Source organism: Synechococcus sp. CC9616, from assembly GCF_000515235.1.
Lineage (GTDB): Bacteria > Cyanobacteriota > Cyanobacteriia > PCC-6307 > Cyanobiaceae > Parasynechococcus.
Window position 1 is genome coordinate 2355364 of sequence record NZ_KI911558.1, and the last position, 13890, is coordinate 2369253.

The following is a 13890-nucleotide window of genomic DNA, read 5'->3' on the forward strand; positions in this document are numbered from 1 at the left end:
CACTTCAAATCAACTCTGGAGCGCAAACAAGACCAGTGCGTGGCGCGGTCCGCCAGGGCAGCTGGTCAGTCTTCGAGATCCTTGCGGCTTGGGGTGCGGCTTGGATCGCTTGCCAGAAAGCCGAATACGAAGATGCCGATGAAAAAGAAGACGACCGAGTAAACGGAGATCTTGAGGGCGAGCATGGAGACCGACCGGCGTCTGTGAGAGCGACCATCTTATGGGGCACGACAGCGTTACCAACGAGTTGGACCTCCTGCAAGCCAGGCGATCGGCTTGGATTGAAACGTTTCGACGTCGCTCGCGCTGCGATCTCAAGGCTGGTTGGCGCCGCTGTGACCGTCTGCAGGACGCTCCTTTCGAGAGGGATCCTTGGGGGCGGATCCACCGTCCCGACTGGGCAGAACGGGGTCTTTTGATCTGGCCGCGCGGTCGTCAATCGATCCGATTGGAGCAGACCCTGCGCTGGCCGGATGGGTGGAGAGCATCTGAGGCGAGTCGGGCACGACTGGTGCTCAGCTGGTGGGCAGAGGCCATGCGCCTCTGGGTCGACGGCACATTGGTTCATGAGGGAGATCTCTTCGACACCACCTGTCGCTGGTCGGTGCCCGACCGTGTCCGGGAAGGAGCTGAGCTTCATCTCCAGCTGGAACTCCGTAGCCCCGGGCATGACGACGGTGCACTGATCAGCAGTGCGCTGTGTCTTGAACCGAAGGCCCCCGACCGTGATTCCGATCAGGCTCTCCTCCCGGAGAGGTTGATGCTGCATCTGGAGTCGGGCGGCGCACTTCCGGTTGCCTGGCAGCAGATCGATCCCATGACCGATGAGGCCAGTGCTGCTGTGATCAGTGAGCTGGAGCGAGCTGCTGCTCCGCAGGGAGGCATCCACTGGATCGGCCACGCCCATCTTGATTTGGCTTGGCTTTGGCCCGTCGCCGACACCTGGCTGGCAGCAGAACGCACGTTCCGATCTGCCCTGGAGCTCATGCGTTGCAACCCAGATCTGCGTTTCGCCCACTCAACGCCAGCTCTTTACGCCTGGTTGCAGCAGCACCGTCCCGGTCTGTTCGATGCCGTCTGTGCGGCCAGTCGGGCTGGGCGATGGGAGCCGATCAACGGGCCCTGGGTGGAAACCGATTGCGTTTTGGTGAGCAGCGCCTCTCTTTGGCAGCAGTTCCAGCTTGGCCAGGACTTCAGCGATCGCGTCTTCCCTGAATGGACGCACAACCTGGCCTGGCTGCCTGACAGCTTCGGGTTCAGTGCCGGGCTGCCAGCGGTGGCGGCACGAACCGGCATTCAGTGGTTCTGTACCCACAAGCTGGCCTGGAATGCGGATCAGCCCTTCCCGCACCGGCTGTTCCGTTGGCGCAGTCGCGGTGGAGAAGAGGTGCTGAGCCTGATGTTGCCGCCGATCGGCCGGCGTGGTGATCCACTCGACATGCTTCAGGAGCAACGCACCTGGTGCCAGGCGACAGGGGTGCCGACGGCTCTCTGGATTCCAGGCGTCGGGGACCACGGTGGTGGCCCAACCCAGGAGATGCTGGATCAAGTTGAGCTCTGGAGAGAGTCCCCGCAATCTCTCCCCTGCCGGTCCGGCACGGTTCGCGCTTTTCTTGAGTCTCTGGAGCCGTTGTCCACCAGGCTCCCCGTCTGGAAGGACGAGCTGTATCTCGAGCTGCATCGCGGTTGTGCCACCAGTCGCGTCGATCAGAAGCGTCACAACCGCAGCCTCGAGCGCTTGTTGCGAGAGGCGGATGCTCTCGGCTTTCTTCTGCCGCAAGGATCGGATCAAAGCGGAACTGCTGACTGGCGCCCTCTTCTGTTTCAGCAATTCCACGACATCCTTCCCGGGACCTCGATCCCTGAGGTGTTTGATCAGGCTGAACCGGTCTGGCGAGGGGCTCGCAGACAGGCGAAGGCGCTGCGCGATCAACGCATCCAGCGTCTGTTCAGTACTGGGCAGCCGTCAGACAGTGTTGATCGCTGGGTATGGTTGGCCTTGCAACCGCTGGAGCATTGGTCTCCACTGCTGCGATTGCCGAAGGGGAGCTGGCGAGCAGACACGGTTGTGCTGCCGCAGCAGCCGGCATCAGGCGGCGGCGTCTGGGTGCAGCTTCCCGAGCGGAGTGGCCTTACGGCTCTGGCCCTCGAGCGCTCCGCGATTGAGCAGGCCAGCCCGGCGTCGGTGCGAAACCCTGTTGAGGTTGCTTTGCTAGACGATGGGGTCTGGCGGATCGGCAACGGCCGGATGGCGTTCGATCTCTCCGATCGGGGGCTCCTTCAACTTCGTGATGCCCAGGGCATTGAGCAACTGTCTGCTCCTCTGCAGCTTGGTCGCTTTTCCGATCGGGGTGAGTTCTGGGATGCCTGGGATCTGGCCGCGGACTATCGCGAGCATCCGTTGCCCGTGGACAGCATGGCCGAATTGGACGTTCTCGAGACCGGTCCGCTCCTGGCCCATGCCGTGCTGCGCTATCGGATCGGCCTCAGTGCCCTACGGCTGGATCTGCGCCTGAGGGCGGATTGCCCCTGGCTCGAACTGATCTGCAGTGTCGAATGGCAGCAACGTCATGAACTGCTGCGGCTTGAACTGCCCCTCGCTCAACCGGCGGTTCGCTTTGCCGCGGATACCAGTGGAGGTGTGCTGGAACGCCCTGCCAAGGGCGAGACCCAGCGTGAACACTCGCGGTGGGAGGTGCCGGTGATCTCCTGGCTGGCATCGCAGACGGGGGCTCCGGGTGGTGGACTCGCCCTGCTGCTGGATGGTCCTCAGGGCGTCAATGGAACTCCAGAACGGATGGGGGTGTCGCTGTTGCGTGGACCCACATGGCCGGATCCAAAGGCTGATCAGGGTTGGCAACGCCATCGCGTTGGCTTGATGCCAATGGCATCGGACTGGGCCTCTGCCGGCATCCCGCAAGCGGCGATCGCGTTCAGGGAACCGGGCTGGTGGGGCCCCCTCGCTGGCGCTGAAACGGCTGAATGGCTTCCGGGTTTACCAAGTGATCTGGTCCCCTTGGCCTTTCACAGAAAAGATCAGAGCAGACGTCTGCGTCTGTTGAACCCCAGCGCCAGGCGCTGCCTCTGGAAACCTGGCGATGCCTGGCGGGTCAGGCGCGTGGAGGAAAGTCAGCTCTCGGATGCCGTGATGTTGAAACCGGGTGAACTGACCGAATTGATCCTGACTCAGTCCTCGTGATCATCAAAAGGGTCATCCAACGCCTTGGAGGGTGGACCAAAGGCTTGGTAAACACCGAAACCGGTGAGACCGAGCAGCGCAGCGAGCACGCCAATGGCCACGGATAGGGCTGGGGAGGTGGTTTCCATCACATCTCTCGACAGGATCGACCCTTCACCGGAGTCGGCCCCTACAGTATCGGCACTTCACTCGACCCGAGACAAAGCGTCGCCATGGCTCAACGCACCCGTCTGGGAGACCTCCTCCGCCCTTTGAACTCCGAGTACGGCAAGGTGGTGCCTGGCTGGGGGACAACCCCTGTGATGGGGATCTTCATGGTGTTGTTTCTCGTCTTCCTTCTCGTCTTCCTTCTCGTCATCCTTCAGCTCTATAACAAGTCATTGATCCTTGAGGGCATCAATGTCAACTGGAATGGTCTGGGCTGACCGCCTTCCATGAACATCTTCGGCGTCGGTCTCCCTGAAATGGCGGTCATCGGCGCCGTTGCTCTTTTGGTGTTCGGTCCAAAGCGTTTGCCGGAACTTGGACGAACCCTTGGAAAAACCTTGAAGGGATTTCAGTCCGCTTCCAAGGAGTTCGAGCGCGAGATCAACAAAGCGATGGCCGACCCCGAGGTCATCGAAGCTGAGTCCTCCGAAGCATCGGAGCATCCATCCTCGGATCGTTGAGCTTCAAGCCATGTCCAATCGGTTGAGATTGGTCGTGGGCCTCGGGAATCCCGGCGGCAAGTACCAGGGGACACGCCACAACATCGGCTTCATGGCCCTGGAGCTTCTGGCTGAGAAGAACGGCTTTCAGTTTCGCCATCAATCCAAATTGCACGGTCTCACTGCCGATGTCGGCATTGGTGATCAGCGTTTGCGTTTGTTGATGCCTCAGACCTTCATGAATGACAGTGGTCGCTCGATCAGAGCGGCACTCGACTGGTTCGATCTGGTTCCGGATCAGCTGCTCGTTCTCGTGGACGACATGGATCTACCCCTCGGTCGCCTGCGGTTGAGAGCCAAGGGCAGTGCAGGTGGTCATAACGGTCTGCGCAGCACGATCCAACATCTGAGCACTGAGATGTTTCCAAGACTGCGGATCGGAATTGGTGCTCCTGCTGAGAATCCCACCGAACGGAAGGCTCGCACTGTCTCCCATGTGCTCGGTAGCTTCGGAAAAGATGAGCAGGGGACGGTCAAACAGGTGCTGAATGAAGTGCTCGATGGATTGCAGCTGATCCAGCGGGTCGGCATTGAGCGAGCAGGGAACAGCATCAATGCCTTTCGCCCCGAGCATCACTCCGCGCAGCGATGACGGCACTTCCGGCGACCACAGCCCATCTCAGGGTTCTGAGGCAATGTTTTCTGGATCAATGCCTGGAAGGAGAGGTCATTGCCGGGGGGTTCCAGTGGCAGTTCAGCTGGTTTTTTGATCGTGGAGAACTCACCGTTGAACCGTCGCTTGGACGGGCCCTGATTCAGGACGCGTTGCGTCGCTTCCTGGTCCGGGCTGATTACCGATTGGAGCCTGGTGGTGACTATGTCTTCACCGTTCGCGCACGCTTCTGAGGGGTGCTTGCACCTGCCATGAACAGGTCAGGTTCAGATAAGCCTCCACCATCACCAAAGCTGCAACGGCATCGAGGGGAACCGGCGGCACTCTCAGTCCTTCGGGAAGGAGTCGGGTCAGACCCGTAGGTGGCCACAGCTGCCAGTACCGCTGACGGGCCTTCAAGGTTGTTCCGCGTTCATTGACCTGAACCAAAGTGGTGAGATCCTGCAGCGGCTCGATCCAGGTTTTGCTGCCCGTCCCATCTCCCATCACGATCATCTCCAGATCGCCGCGCTGCCTCCATTTGTTCAATGTGGTAAGCACGGCTTCAGGGACCAGCACATCACTGTCAAGCACCTGGGCTGAGTCGGTCGTCACTAGCACCAGGCCGCACTTGCTTCGGCCTGGATCGAAACCGACCACTCTTGTCATTGGGCGAGTTGAATCAACACCATCACCGGGTCAGCGCTCTCACTGGTGCGAGCCGCCACAACCTGGAGATTCACCGATCCGGATTCACGATTCACCAGCTGTTGTCCGAGCTGGCTGAGGGCATTGGGATCGAATTGCAGACCTTCAGTCAGCGAGCCCCGTCTCCTCACTTCGGCGAAAGCCGATGCAAGCAGAAGGTTCATGCTGGTCCGGATGGTGTCGGGTGATCGCTGGGCTGAGTCCAGAGTGGCGCTGGCCAACACTTCTCCCTGACGGGCGACGGTGCGATTGGGGCGGACATCAGGAATGGCGTAAACGATGCTCTCCCCTCGCAGCACGTTTGTTGCGGAGCGCATCGAAACCACCCAGGTTCCAGGTTTGCTGATCATTTTGCGGAGCCTCTCCACATCGCTTCGGGGGACAAGGATGATCTGCTTTTCAGGTTTGTCGCCAGGTAAAACCCGGCTGTAGGCCGTCAGATTCGCTTCACGCAGCAGGCGATCGATCACCTCTTTGGCCTGGCTGGGATTCTCCAGCTGCACCGTGGTCCTTGCCAGGGTCTGACCGCTGCTGAGAGCAACATCCCCTCGCCGCAAGGCGATCAGATTGCGTTCCAGCTGTTTGAGTTCATCCTCCCCAGCACTGATGCGATTGCGGACTGCCGCAAGCTCTGTTTCGGTGCGTCGAATATCGGCGTCACGCGCTGCGATGTCTTGACTAAGCCGATCCCGTTCGGCTTCCAGGGTTTGGCGTTGCGCCTGCAGTGGTTCCAGTTCTTCGCGTAGCTGAGCAGCCTTTTGCTTGGCTTCACCGAGTTTCGTCTCCACTTCCTGGGTTTGCGCACGGGCAGTGCGCCGGTCCTGTTCAGCGGAGGCGAGGGCGCTTCTGTTTTTTTCGAGTTCCGCCAGGTTGGCTTTGAGCTGTTGCCGGCTTTCGCTGAGCTTCTGCTGCAACGCATCGAGTTCAAACAAGCCGACGCGCAGCTGTCGACTGACCAGCAGCATCAGGCCGAGGGAGAGGGCACTGATCAGGCTGCCGGTGAGCACGGTGATGACCACGGCCGTACGGCGTGGTCGCATGTTGAACAAGCTGAGCCGGGCTTTGCCGACCCGGCTACCAAGTCGATCTCCGAGGGTGGAGAGCACCCCACCGAGGACGAGCAGCGACAGGATGAGAAGCCAGCCGCTCACCGGCTCCTCCCTGCTTGCATGAACGGTTCAGCTGAACCGCTTGGCCAGAGCGATTGGATCCAGCACTGTGATCTTCTTGCGATCAATCTGCACCAATCCGGATTGGCGCAAGTCTCCCAGCAGGCGGGTGATTGTGACGCGGGTTGATCCGATCGCTTCGGCGATCGCCTGGTGGGAGAGGCGCAGATCGATCGTGATGCCCATGTCATCGGGCACGCCGAAATCACGGCAGAGCACTAGCAGAAAACTCACCAAACGGGAGGACATGTCCCGGTGCGTGAGTGTTTCAATCATCGTTTCCGTCTGAAGAATCCGACTGGAAAGGCCTTGTAGCAGTCGCAGGCCAACGGCGGTGTCTGCCTCGATTGCAGTGCGAACGGATGCGGCCGGCGCCGTCACCATCTCAACGCGGGTAAAGGCAACAGCGTGATAAAAGCGGTCGGACCGGTGTCCCGTCAGCAGTGAGAGCACCCCGAACAGACTGTTTTCCCGAAGCAAGGCCACGGTGATCTCTTCTCCGGACTCATAAACGCGAGACAAGCGCACCGCACCACGGCGGATCAGATATACCCGTTCTGCTGGATCGCCAGGAAAAAAAATCGTTTTATTGCGTTCCACCAGTTCGCTGCTGGCACCGTCGAGATCGCGGATCACATCAAGCAGTGAACGGCTCGATGGAGCCTGGGACCCCATTGTCGAAGGGGGCACGGTTGGGGAGTAACGGGTGAAACCACTGCTGGCTGCATTCATGGTTTCGCCGCTGTCCCGTGCTGACTATCAGGAAGCTAAGGATCGACGAAGGTTCATCCTGTAACAGTCATTACTATTTCCCGGCCGCGCTCCAGGCTCATCAGGTTCTGACATCGGCGTAGGCCTGCCTCTGGGCGGTGAACAGCTGCTGTAAGCCGGGTTCAGCAAGATCCAGGAGCTGATTGAGTTGCCCCCGGCTGAACGGAGCTCGTTCGGCTGTGCCCTGAATTTCAAGCAGCCGCCCGTCAGATGCCATCACCACATTTAGATCCACCTCAGCCCGACTGTCCTCGCTGTAATCAAGGTCGAGCAGGCCTCTCCCGTCGACAAGACCGACTGATACAGCTGCCACCTGGTTGATCAATGGATCGCGTTCCAGCAGGCCCTGTTGGAGCAGAGCATCCGTGGCTTGACGCAGTGCCAGCCAGGCTCCGGTGATGGCCGCTGTTCTGGTGCCGGCATCCGCCTGAATCACATCGCAGTCAATCAACAGGCTGCGCTCGCCAAGGGCCTGCATGTCCACAACGGCACGAAGACTTCGAGCGATCAGACGCTGGATTTCCTGGGTGCGACCCGACAGCTTCATGAGTTCTCTCGGCTGGCGCTCAGGAGTGGAGCCAGGCAGAAGCCGGTACTCAGCGGAAACCCATCCCAGTCCCTCTCCCATACGCCAGCGGGGCACCTTGTCCTCAAGACAGACGCTGCAAAGCACCGACGTCTGCCCCGTCTGAACGATCAGCGAGCTGAGCGCAAATCCCATGGGATTCCAGCTGACGCTGAAGGGTCTCAAGTCGTTGATGTTGCGGCCGTCTCGGCGAGAAGCAGGGTGATCACTCATGGAATGATTCGACAGCACACCACAGGTGGTGTCAATGGGCTTGATCCTTGTGATCTCGCCGCTACATTCAAGGTCTTCCCGGGTATCCGGTTGACCATCACCTCGATGACCGCCAGCCTGAAATCCACGCGCACCCCATCAGCGGAGCTTCCAAGCCAGAGCTCTCTGGCAAGAGAACAAGCCGCTTTGCTGCCTCTGGCGACGGTTCCCTCGAGGGTGCCCCTGCATCTTGTTGAGCCTGAAGGTCAGCTGCAGGTGCACACCGCTCCGTATCGGGGCAGCTTTTCAACGGTGTTCAGTCAGGCGATGCGTGCAGCTGGGCTCGGCAGTCGTGTTCTGATTGCGCAATTTCTCAAGGGCGGAGTACAGCAGGGGCCTGGCGGCTGCGTCAATCTCTGCGGTGGTTTGGCCTGGTTGCGGCCTGACGTTCAGGCCTGCCTATCTGAAGCCGGTGTCGAGCAGGCCAGGCCTGCGGTGGAAGCCGTCTGGAACGACTGTCGTCATCACTTGATGCAAGGCGATCTCGACCAACTGGTGCTTGATGAACTGGGTCTTGCTGTGGCACTGGGTTACCTCGATGAACAGGAGTTGGTCGACTCCCTGAAGCAGCGGCCTGGTTCGATGGATGTGATCATCACTGGGCCCGCCATCCCAGCCAGCGTGATGTCGATGGCGGATCAGGTCACTGAATTGCGACGAGGTTTCTGATGCTGAAATGCGATCGCTGGATCACTGAGCAAGCTGCTGAAGGAATGATCACTCCCTTTCAAAAGGGTTTGGTGCGTCATCTCGATCCCGAAAATCGTGAGCGTCCCGTTCTCAGCTTTGGCTGCTCCTCCTACGGCTACGACCTCAGGCTTTCACCGCAGGAGTTCATGATTTTCCGGCACGTCCCCGGCACTGTGATGAACCCAAAGCGCTTCAATCCGGCCAACCTTGAGCCGACCCCTCTGCATGAGGACGAGGATGGCAGCTACTTCATCCTTCCGGCTCACTCCTATGGCCTTGGAGTGGCACTGGAGAAGCTGCGGGTTCCTCCCAACATCACAGTGATCTGTCTCGGGAAGAGCACCTATGCACGGCTTGGAATCATTGTGAATACCACCCCGGCTGAAGCCAGCTGGGAAGGGCACCTCACTCTCGAATTCAGTAACAGTTCTGGCGCTGATTGCCGTATTTATGCCAGTGAAGGCATCTGTCAGTTGCTGTTCTTCGAAGGTGATCCCTGCGACACCACGTACAGCGACCGCGCTGGCAAATATCAGCATCAACCTGAAAAGGTCACACTGGCCAGGGTTTGAACCCCCTCCAATCGCGTTTGATTGAAAGGGACTGTGTGTTATTCGCCGACCAAAATATTGTCTTCACTCAAAGGTGTGCTGTTCGGTAGATCGGCAATGATTCCTCCTTGGTTTTTATTGCAAAATCCTTTTGAGTTTCCGTTCCCATCTACATAAACATCTCCCTTGGGCTCGAAATAAATAAGATCAATCCCCTCGGCTGATGCCTTTTTAAATTCTTTTTTGTTGGTTGCGATAGCGATATCGGGCTCATAATCTTTCTCCTCTTCAAGAGTGTCAACAAGATTCTCAAGCGATTGACTTGTCAGTGTTTCTTTTTTATCGAGATTCGCGATTAATGGGTCATCGTTCATCGTTGCTGTTCTTGTCGACAAAGCCCGTCTCAGAATCATTGGTGTCGATGTAAAGCTCTCCCTTTGGCTTGTAGTAGACAAAATCGTGATCTTCTTTGGCAATCTTGTTGAGGTCCTTTTTGGAGTCTGCAACGCCAACATCCGGGTTTCCGCCGAGTTCTTGAAGGACGGAGTTGGTGATAATTGGATTAAAGAAAATCTGATCTGCAATGATGATTTGATCGCCTTCTTTGGTGTCGAAGTCCACCACTTGATCGGCTTTGCTCTTGGCGAAGGGCTCGTCACCAGAGAAGTAGAAGCGATCGGCGCCAGCATTGCCTTCGAGTCTGTCTTTGCCGTCACCATTGAGGCTTGGTTTGAGCAAACCGGTTAAGGCGCCAGCCGAGCCCGGTGCAGACGACTCTTCTCGTACCAGGCCGCAAATTCAGGTGACCAGCTCAGCAAGTGCGGCCACATCAGATCACAGAGCTGACGAATCTCCAGCTGGGCATCGAGCTTTGCCCTCAGATCCATGAAGTGCAGAAACGCCCTCAGGCTGAAACTCACCACAAAGTGCTGGCGGTAATCGAACGGCAGGATGCCCCGGGCATGCTCCTCGGCAAAACCCGCTTGCAGCAGATCGCGGTAACGCTCGGCGGCTGCCTGGCAGTGCTTCAGATCCAGCTGTCTTTGGTCATCTGTGTAGGCATATTTTTTGCCTTGCCGGTCTCGGTAGTCGCCAATCGGCCGCAGATAGAACACCTCTTCCAGGTCGAGGTTTCCATCGGCGGCTCGGCAGATGCGCTCGCCGGTGTAACGCATCGATTGCACATCGAAGCTGACGCCCACCCTGTGGGTGCGGGCCTGTTGCATCACCGAGTGGGGAAACCAGCCAACGTTCAACACGATTTGGGCATGTTCAAGAGGACCGTAGTGGCCCCGCTCTCCAGATAAAAGTCGCTTGATGCAGATCTCTCCAGCTCGCTGCTCATCGGGCCAGTTCTCACGATCTCCGGCGACAAATCCCTCGCTGTAGTCCTGGTGCATGGCGGCATAGACGCACTGCTGGGGATTGGGAGTTGCAGCGATCAGATCGACCCGGAAACGATCCATGGAGTTGCCGATACGTCTCTGCCGTGATCATGGCGGCCAGGAGCCGGCCACGCTCGTCAGCCGTGGCTTCGAGGGCCGGTGGTCGTTCCGGTTGTTGCCAGATCACTGCTACGAACTGGGCTGACACTGCCCATGCCCTGCAGACCAGGGAGAGCTTTGTCCAGGATCAAGGCTTCGCTGATGGCTTTGAGATCCTCTGGCTGCCTAAGGCCGATCGAGCGACCGCGTGGTGTGCCATCGGGGCCGAACAGATCAAGTTGCGGAATGCCGTTGACGTCGTAGCGGTCCACGAGGTCCTGCCAGCGCGGGTTGTCGACATTCACCATCACAACGTCCAACTTGCCTTGCGTGCTCCTTTCCAGGGAGAGCATTGCGGGTGCCATGGCCCGGCATGCCTGGCACCAGTCCGCATAAAACTCGATCACCGTCGGGCGGCCGTTGGTCAGGGCGACGTCCGGTTCCAGAGATCTCCCTGCCAGCTGTTCAAGAGGTGATTCACTTTGGAATCCACCACGCACGGCCACAAGCGTCACGGCCAGGCCGAGAGCGACGGCCAATAGAAGCAATTTCTGGGCCTGGCCCAGAAGTGGCTGTGGCGTGCTGCCGGTCATCAAAAGCACTGCGATGCCAGCACTCTGCCAGGCCTGATCGGTGGATGCGGCTAGCGTCCGGCCATGGTCGTTCTCCGGTTTCTCGTTCTGCCGCTTCGGGCACCACTGCTGCTGCTCCTGTTTGGAGTGGCTGTTGTGATGGGCAATCACTGGACCCTGCTTCAGCTGCATCTGGAGAACACACGCAACATCAGTGCCGAGCTCTTCTGGACCGTGGAGGTCACACAGGTTCTGGCCGTCGTGGTGATCTGCACCATGCCGGACCTGCTGATGCGTCAGGTCTCTCTGCTCATGGCGTCCAGTCGTGTCGTCAGCCTGGTGGTCACCCTGCTTCTGGTGATCACCCTCGGCATCTATTTGCTGCGGCTGAACATGCTGTCGGACATCCTGATCATCGCCACCTCGATTCTCCTGGCGCGCCTCGATCTCAGTCGCATCGGTGTCTGCCCGCCGCCTGCGATCACCGGATGTCTGTTGTTCGCTCTGGTGATCGGTGGCCTGCTGGTTGGATACCTCCTACCCAGCCCCGTCCTGTTCGCAGACACCTGAGCTCTGCCGGTCCGCGTAACGCAGCAGGTTGTCCATCACTTTTTTGGTGTAGTAGCGGGTTTCCGGATAAGGAATGCGTTCCACCCAGAGTTCCGGGGCTGTGTTGAGCTCGTCGTTGCGCCAGCCGCCGACTGTGCCTGGCCCCGCGTTGTAGCTGGCGATGGCCAGCAACGGGTGTCCCTGCCATTGCCTCAGCAACTGTTTGAGGTACGCAGCGCCAAGCCGGATGTTCAGCTCTGGGTCATCCAGTTCTTCCATCTCGAGTGGTCGGCCCGCGAGCTCCGCGGCCGTTGCCGGCATGAGTTGCATCAGGCCGGCAGCACCGACGACCGAACGCACGTCGGGGGTAAAGCGCGATTCCTGTTTGCTGATGCCGTACAGCAGATTCAATGACACGTTCTGGTCCTTGGCAGCGGACTGAAACAGACCACTGAACAGGCGTGGAGACTGGCTGCGTTGCAGACGTTCTCCCTGCTGGCAATTTGGATGGCGCCAGCGCAGGCTGAGCCGGAATAACTGGTCCAACCCCATCCATGGCTCTCCGACGGCGATCCTTAAGCGGCCCTCGACCAGTTGTTCCGGATAGGACGGCAACTGCCCCGTCTCGCTGCGGGCCTGCCAGTGGTCCCAGGCCTGATCCACAAGGCCGAGTTCCCAGAGCTGGTTCACGACCTGATCAGGACTGTTGAGTGGATCCCCGTCCATGGATGCTGGGCCGGGCAGGTCGGTTAGCTCCGGTTGAAGGTCCGGTCGTTGAAGGTCCGGCAGCGGAGTCTGGTTAAGGCGCCGATCCGCAAGCCAGCTGTAATACCCGGTTGGTTGCTGCTCAAGCAGCTGCTGCCAATGGGCACTGGCGTTGTCTATTTGTCCCAGTCGGTCAGCGCTGAAACCAAGCCAGAACAGTCGTCGGCCTTCGAGGGGGCTGGGCAGCGTTCCCTCGGAAAGTTTGGATAACAGGGTCTGAGCAGTCCCCCACTGGCCGGCCAGCAGAGCATCTCGCGATAGATCCCACTGCAGCTGCCAGATCGCAGGGTCATCAGGCCATTGGTCGATCACCCAATCCGCGCCCTGCCCCTGCGCCAGTCGGACGCGACCAGCCGCTACGGCCGGGGACGCCTCGGCCAGTGTGGTTGGCAGCGCATTGAGAAGCTCCGCCTTGGGGATCAGTGGGTCGCTGAGCAGTTCTGCGGCCTTGAGGCTGTTCGGGTGCTGCGGGTGTTGTCTGGTGAGCTTGATCAGTTGCCGTTCTCCACGGCGCTGTTGTTCACGATCGCCGCGCAGCAGTGTTCTGCCGAGTGCCAGAGCTGTATCAGGATCAGATTGGCCTTGCGGCAGGCATTTCTCAGCTGCTGCGGCATCTCCGAGCTGGGCCAGCCCACGCGCCAGTTGTTGACGCTCGTCGTCATCCGGAGACCAGTTGCCCTCGTCTTCGCAGGCGTCACGAAAACGACCCGCCGCGCCCGGCCAGCTCGTTCCCCAGCGGGCCAGATGAAGCGCCCCTCGATGGCCCTCTGTCTGCTCCGGTTCCATGGCTTCCGCAGCTGAGAGGGCTGCGGGATGGCGTGGTTGAAGCCTCAGAAGTTCAAGGAGAAGCTCAGGCTCAGAGGCGCCAAGCCGCTGTCGAGCCCAGGCTGAGGACGCTGATTCTGGAAAGCGTTTCAGAAGGCTGCGCCAGAGATCCGTCGCTCGCTGCTGCTGCCCGAGCTCTTCGGCGGTTTTCGCCGCAAGTTCCAGAGAGACAGCCGCGAGTGGAGAGTTCCCCCAGCCCTGGCCAGCCAGCAGCCTGGAGATCACGATCGCGTCATCACGATCCCGGGCAGCCATCCGCAAAGCGGCCTCTCGGCGCTGTTGTGGATCGATCGACCATCGATAACTCCTCCAGAGCTGTCCGCTTTCGGTCGTTGCTGATGCCGTGTGCTCCAGATACCACTGCCGCACCCACTGCTGACCAAGCCATGTCGCTGTGAGGGCGCTGGCAGCGGTCCCAAGCAACAGCACAGCTCCTAGTCGAGACCCAGCTGGCACTTGTCAGCCTGAAG

19 protein-coding genes are annotated in these 13890 nt (G+C 59.5%); 8 read left to right on the plus strand and 11 right to left on the minus strand.

The window, feature by feature from the left end:
- Nucleotides 1–65: 65 nt before the first annotated feature.
- On the minus strand, nucleotides 66–185 hold the full coding sequence (locus tag SYN9616_RS0113135; RefSeq protein WP_006172424.1) for a photosystem II reaction center protein I: 120 nt from the start codon (nucleotides 183–185) through the stop codon (nucleotides 66–68).
- A gap of 35 nt (nucleotides 186–220) precedes the next feature.
- On the opposite strand from SYN9616_RS0113135, the gene SYN9616_RS0113140 reads away from it, so the two are divergent.
- A complete protein-coding gene (locus SYN9616_RS0113140; RefSeq protein ID WP_051411048.1) occupies nucleotides 221–3199 on the plus strand; it encodes an alpha-mannosidase in 2979 nt (992 codons plus the stop codon).
- On the opposite strand, the gene psbN is transcribed toward SYN9616_RS0113140, so the two are convergent.
- Entirely contained in the window at nucleotides 3187–3327 is a 141-nt protein-coding gene (gene psbN, locus SYN9616_RS0113145) for a photosystem II reaction center protein PsbN (protein WP_028953504.1), read from the minus strand. The genes SYN9616_RS0113140 and psbN overlap by 13 nt on opposite strands.
- An 84-nt stretch (nucleotides 3328–3411) precedes the next feature.
- Here psbN and psbH point away from each other — a divergent pair, with 84 nt between their 5' ends.
- Genes psbH through SYN9616_RS0113165 form a run of 4 tightly spaced genes read left to right on the plus strand, consistent with a single transcriptional unit; the run spans nucleotide 3412 to nucleotide 4752 of the window.
- Nucleotides 3412–3624, plus strand: a complete 213-nt coding sequence (psbH, locus tag SYN9616_RS0113150) for a photosystem II reaction center phosphoprotein PsbH (protein WP_028953505.1) — start codon at nucleotides 3412–3414, stop codon at nucleotides 3622–3624.
- Nucleotides 3625–3633: 9 nt separating this feature from the next.
- Entirely contained in the window at nucleotides 3634–3867 is a 234-nt protein-coding gene (locus SYN9616_RS0113155; RefSeq protein ID WP_028953506.1) for a TatA/E family twin arginine-targeting protein translocase, read from the plus strand.
- A 10-nt stretch (nucleotides 3868–3877) separates the two neighbouring features.
- Nucleotides 3878–4498 (plus strand): aminoacyl-tRNA hydrolase, encoded by a 621-nt coding sequence (gene pth / locus SYN9616_RS0113160; protein WP_028953507.1) that lies wholly within the window; start codon nucleotides 3878–3880, stop codon nucleotides 4496–4498.
- On the plus strand, nucleotides 4495–4752 hold the full coding sequence (locus tag SYN9616_RS0113165) for a DUF3146 family protein (protein WP_028953508.1): 258 nt from the start codon (nucleotides 4495–4497) through the stop codon (nucleotides 4750–4752). The genes pth and SYN9616_RS0113165 overlap by 4 nt, the downstream gene beginning before the upstream one ends.
- Here SYN9616_RS0113165 and SYN9616_RS0113170 read toward each other — a convergent pair.
- The 4 genes from SYN9616_RS0113170 to rph form a co-directional block, all read right to left on the minus strand.
- Complete coding sequence (locus SYN9616_RS0113170) at nucleotides 4730–5167, minus strand: resolvase (RefSeq protein WP_028953509.1); 438 nt, start codon at nucleotides 5165–5167, stop codon at nucleotides 4730–4732. The genes SYN9616_RS0113165 and SYN9616_RS0113170 overlap by 23 nt on opposite strands.
- Nucleotides 5164–6357, minus strand: coding sequence for a DUF3084 domain-containing protein (locus SYN9616_RS0113175; protein WP_028953510.1), 1194 nt, complete (start codon nucleotides 6355–6357; stop codon nucleotides 5164–5166). The genes SYN9616_RS0113170 and SYN9616_RS0113175 overlap by 4 nt, the downstream gene beginning before the upstream one ends.
- 27 nt (nucleotides 6358–6384) lie before the next feature.
- Nucleotides 6385–7050 carry a global nitrogen regulator NtcA gene (ntcA, locus tag SYN9616_RS0113180; RefSeq protein ID WP_369791948.1) on the minus strand — a complete coding sequence of 222 codons (666 nt, stop codon included), beginning with the start codon at nucleotides 7048–7050 and terminating at the stop codon, nucleotides 6385–6387.
- Between the two features lie 157 nt (nucleotides 7051–7207).
- Entirely contained in the window at nucleotides 7208–7945 is a 738-nt protein-coding gene (gene rph, locus SYN9616_RS0113185; protein ID WP_028953512.1) for a ribonuclease PH, read from the minus strand.
- Nucleotides 7946–8050: 105 nt separating this feature from the next.
- On the opposite strand from rph, the gene SYN9616_RS0113190 reads away from it, so the two are divergent.
- Together SYN9616_RS0113190 and dcd are read left to right on the plus strand one after the other, a co-directional pair.
- Complete coding sequence (locus SYN9616_RS0113190) at nucleotides 8051–8653, plus strand: cob(I)yrinic acid a,c-diamide adenosyltransferase (RefSeq protein ID WP_028953513.1); 603 nt, start codon at nucleotides 8051–8053, stop codon at nucleotides 8651–8653.
- Nucleotides 8653–9246 (plus strand): dCTP deaminase, encoded by a 594-nt coding sequence (dcd, locus tag SYN9616_RS0113195; RefSeq protein WP_028953514.1) that lies wholly within the window; start codon nucleotides 8653–8655, stop codon nucleotides 9244–9246. Before SYN9616_RS0113190 ends, dcd begins: the two co-directional genes overlap by 1 nt.
- Before the next feature lie 38 nt (nucleotides 9247–9284).
- Here dcd and SYN9616_RS0113200 read toward each other — a convergent pair whose 3' ends face one another.
- The 4 genes from SYN9616_RS0113200 to SYN9616_RS0113215 are packed head-to-tail and all read right to left on the minus strand — an operon-like array spanning nucleotide 9285 to nucleotide 11302.
- On the minus strand, nucleotides 9285–9599 hold the full coding sequence (locus tag SYN9616_RS0113200; RefSeq protein WP_028953515.1) for a hypothetical protein: 315 nt from the start codon (nucleotides 9597–9599) through the stop codon (nucleotides 9285–9287).
- Nucleotides 9589–9963, minus strand: a complete 375-nt coding sequence (locus SYN9616_RS0113205; protein WP_028953516.1) for a calcium-binding protein — start codon at nucleotides 9961–9963, stop codon at nucleotides 9589–9591. The genes SYN9616_RS0113200 and SYN9616_RS0113205 overlap by 11 nt, the downstream gene beginning before the upstream one ends.
- Nucleotides 9964–9968: 5 nt before the next feature.
- Nucleotides 9969–10691: an FAD-dependent thymidylate synthase gene (thyX, locus tag SYN9616_RS0113210; RefSeq protein ID WP_028953517.1), complete on the minus strand. Its 723-nt coding sequence runs from the start codon at nucleotides 10689–10691 to the stop codon at nucleotides 9969–9971.
- A 56-nt stretch (nucleotides 10692–10747) separates the two neighbouring features.
- Nucleotides 10748–11302, minus strand: a complete 555-nt coding sequence (locus tag SYN9616_RS0113215) for a thioredoxin domain-containing protein (protein ID WP_028953518.1) — start codon at nucleotides 11300–11302, stop codon at nucleotides 10748–10750.
- 63 nt (nucleotides 11303–11365) lie between these two features.
- On the opposite strand from SYN9616_RS0113215, the gene SYN9616_RS0113220 reads away from it, so the two are divergent.
- Complete coding sequence (locus tag SYN9616_RS0113220) at nucleotides 11366–11851, plus strand: hypothetical protein (RefSeq protein ID WP_028953519.1); 486 nt, start codon at nucleotides 11366–11368, stop codon at nucleotides 11849–11851.
- Here SYN9616_RS0113220 and SYN9616_RS0113225 read toward each other — a convergent pair.
- Nucleotides 11819–13876 (minus strand): lytic transglycosylase domain-containing protein, encoded by a 2058-nt coding sequence (locus SYN9616_RS0113225; protein ID WP_028953520.1) that lies wholly within the window; start codon nucleotides 13874–13876, stop codon nucleotides 11819–11821. The two genes, SYN9616_RS0113220 and SYN9616_RS0113225, sit on opposite strands and share 33 nt — an antisense overlap.
- Between the last annotated feature and the right edge of the window lie 14 nt (nucleotides 13877–13890).

Bases quoted from the DNA above. Each gene is read 5' to 3' on its own strand.
- SYN9616_RS0113220 (WP_028953519.1), top strand. From the start codon at position 11,366: ATGGTCGTTCTCCGGTTTCTCGTTCTGCCGCTTCGGGCACCACTGCTG.
- thyX (WP_028953517.1), bottom strand. From the start codon at position 10,691: ATGGATCGTTTCCGGGTCGATCTGATCGCTGCAACTCCCAATCCCCAG.
- SYN9616_RS0113155 (WP_028953506.1), top strand. From the start codon at position 3,634: ATGAACATCTTCGGCGTCGGTCTCCCTGAAATGGCGGTCATCGGCGCC.
- pth (WP_028953507.1), top strand. From the start codon at position 3,878: ATGTCCAATCGGTTGAGATTGGTCGTGGGCCTCGGGAATCCCGGCGGC.
- SYN9616_RS0113140 (WP_051411048.1), top strand. From the start codon at position 221: ATGGGGCACGACAGCGTTACCAACGAGTTGGACCTCCTGCAAGCCAGG.
- rph (WP_028953512.1), bottom strand. From the start codon at position 7,945: ATGAGTGATCACCCTGCTTCTCGCCGAGACGGCCGCAACATCAACGAC.
- ntcA (WP_369791948.1), bottom strand. From the start codon at position 7,050: ATGGGGTCCCAGGCTCCATCGAGCCGTTCACTGCTTGATGTGATCCGC.
- SYN9616_RS0113165 (WP_028953508.1), top strand. From the start codon at position 4,495: ATGACGGCACTTCCGGCGACCACAGCCCATCTCAGGGTTCTGAGGCAA.
- SYN9616_RS0113200 (WP_028953515.1), bottom strand. From the start codon at position 9,599: ATGAACGATGACCCATTAATCGCGAATCTCGATAAAAAAGAAACACTG.
- SYN9616_RS0113190 (WP_028953513.1), top strand. From the start codon at position 8,051: ATGACCGCCAGCCTGAAATCCACGCGCACCCCATCAGCGGAGCTTCCA.
- SYN9616_RS0113135 (WP_006172424.1), bottom strand. From the start codon at position 185: ATGCTCGCCCTCAAGATCTCCGTTTACTCGGTCGTCTTCTTTTTCATC.
- dcd (WP_028953514.1), top strand. From the start codon at position 8,653: ATGCTGAAATGCGATCGCTGGATCACTGAGCAAGCTGCTGAAGGAATG.
- psbN (WP_028953504.1), bottom strand. From the start codon at position 3,327: ATGGAAACCACCTCCCCAGCCCTATCCGTGGCCATTGGCGTGCTCGCT.
- psbH (WP_028953505.1), top strand. From the start codon at position 3,412: ATGGCTCAACGCACCCGTCTGGGAGACCTCCTCCGCCCTTTGAACTCC.
- SYN9616_RS0113215 (WP_028953518.1), bottom strand. From the start codon at position 11,302: ATGACCGGCAGCACGCCACAGCCACTTCTGGGCCAGGCCCAGAAATTG.
- SYN9616_RS0113170 (WP_028953509.1), bottom strand. From the start codon at position 5,167: ATGACAAGAGTGGTCGGTTTCGATCCAGGCCGAAGCAAGTGCGGCCTG.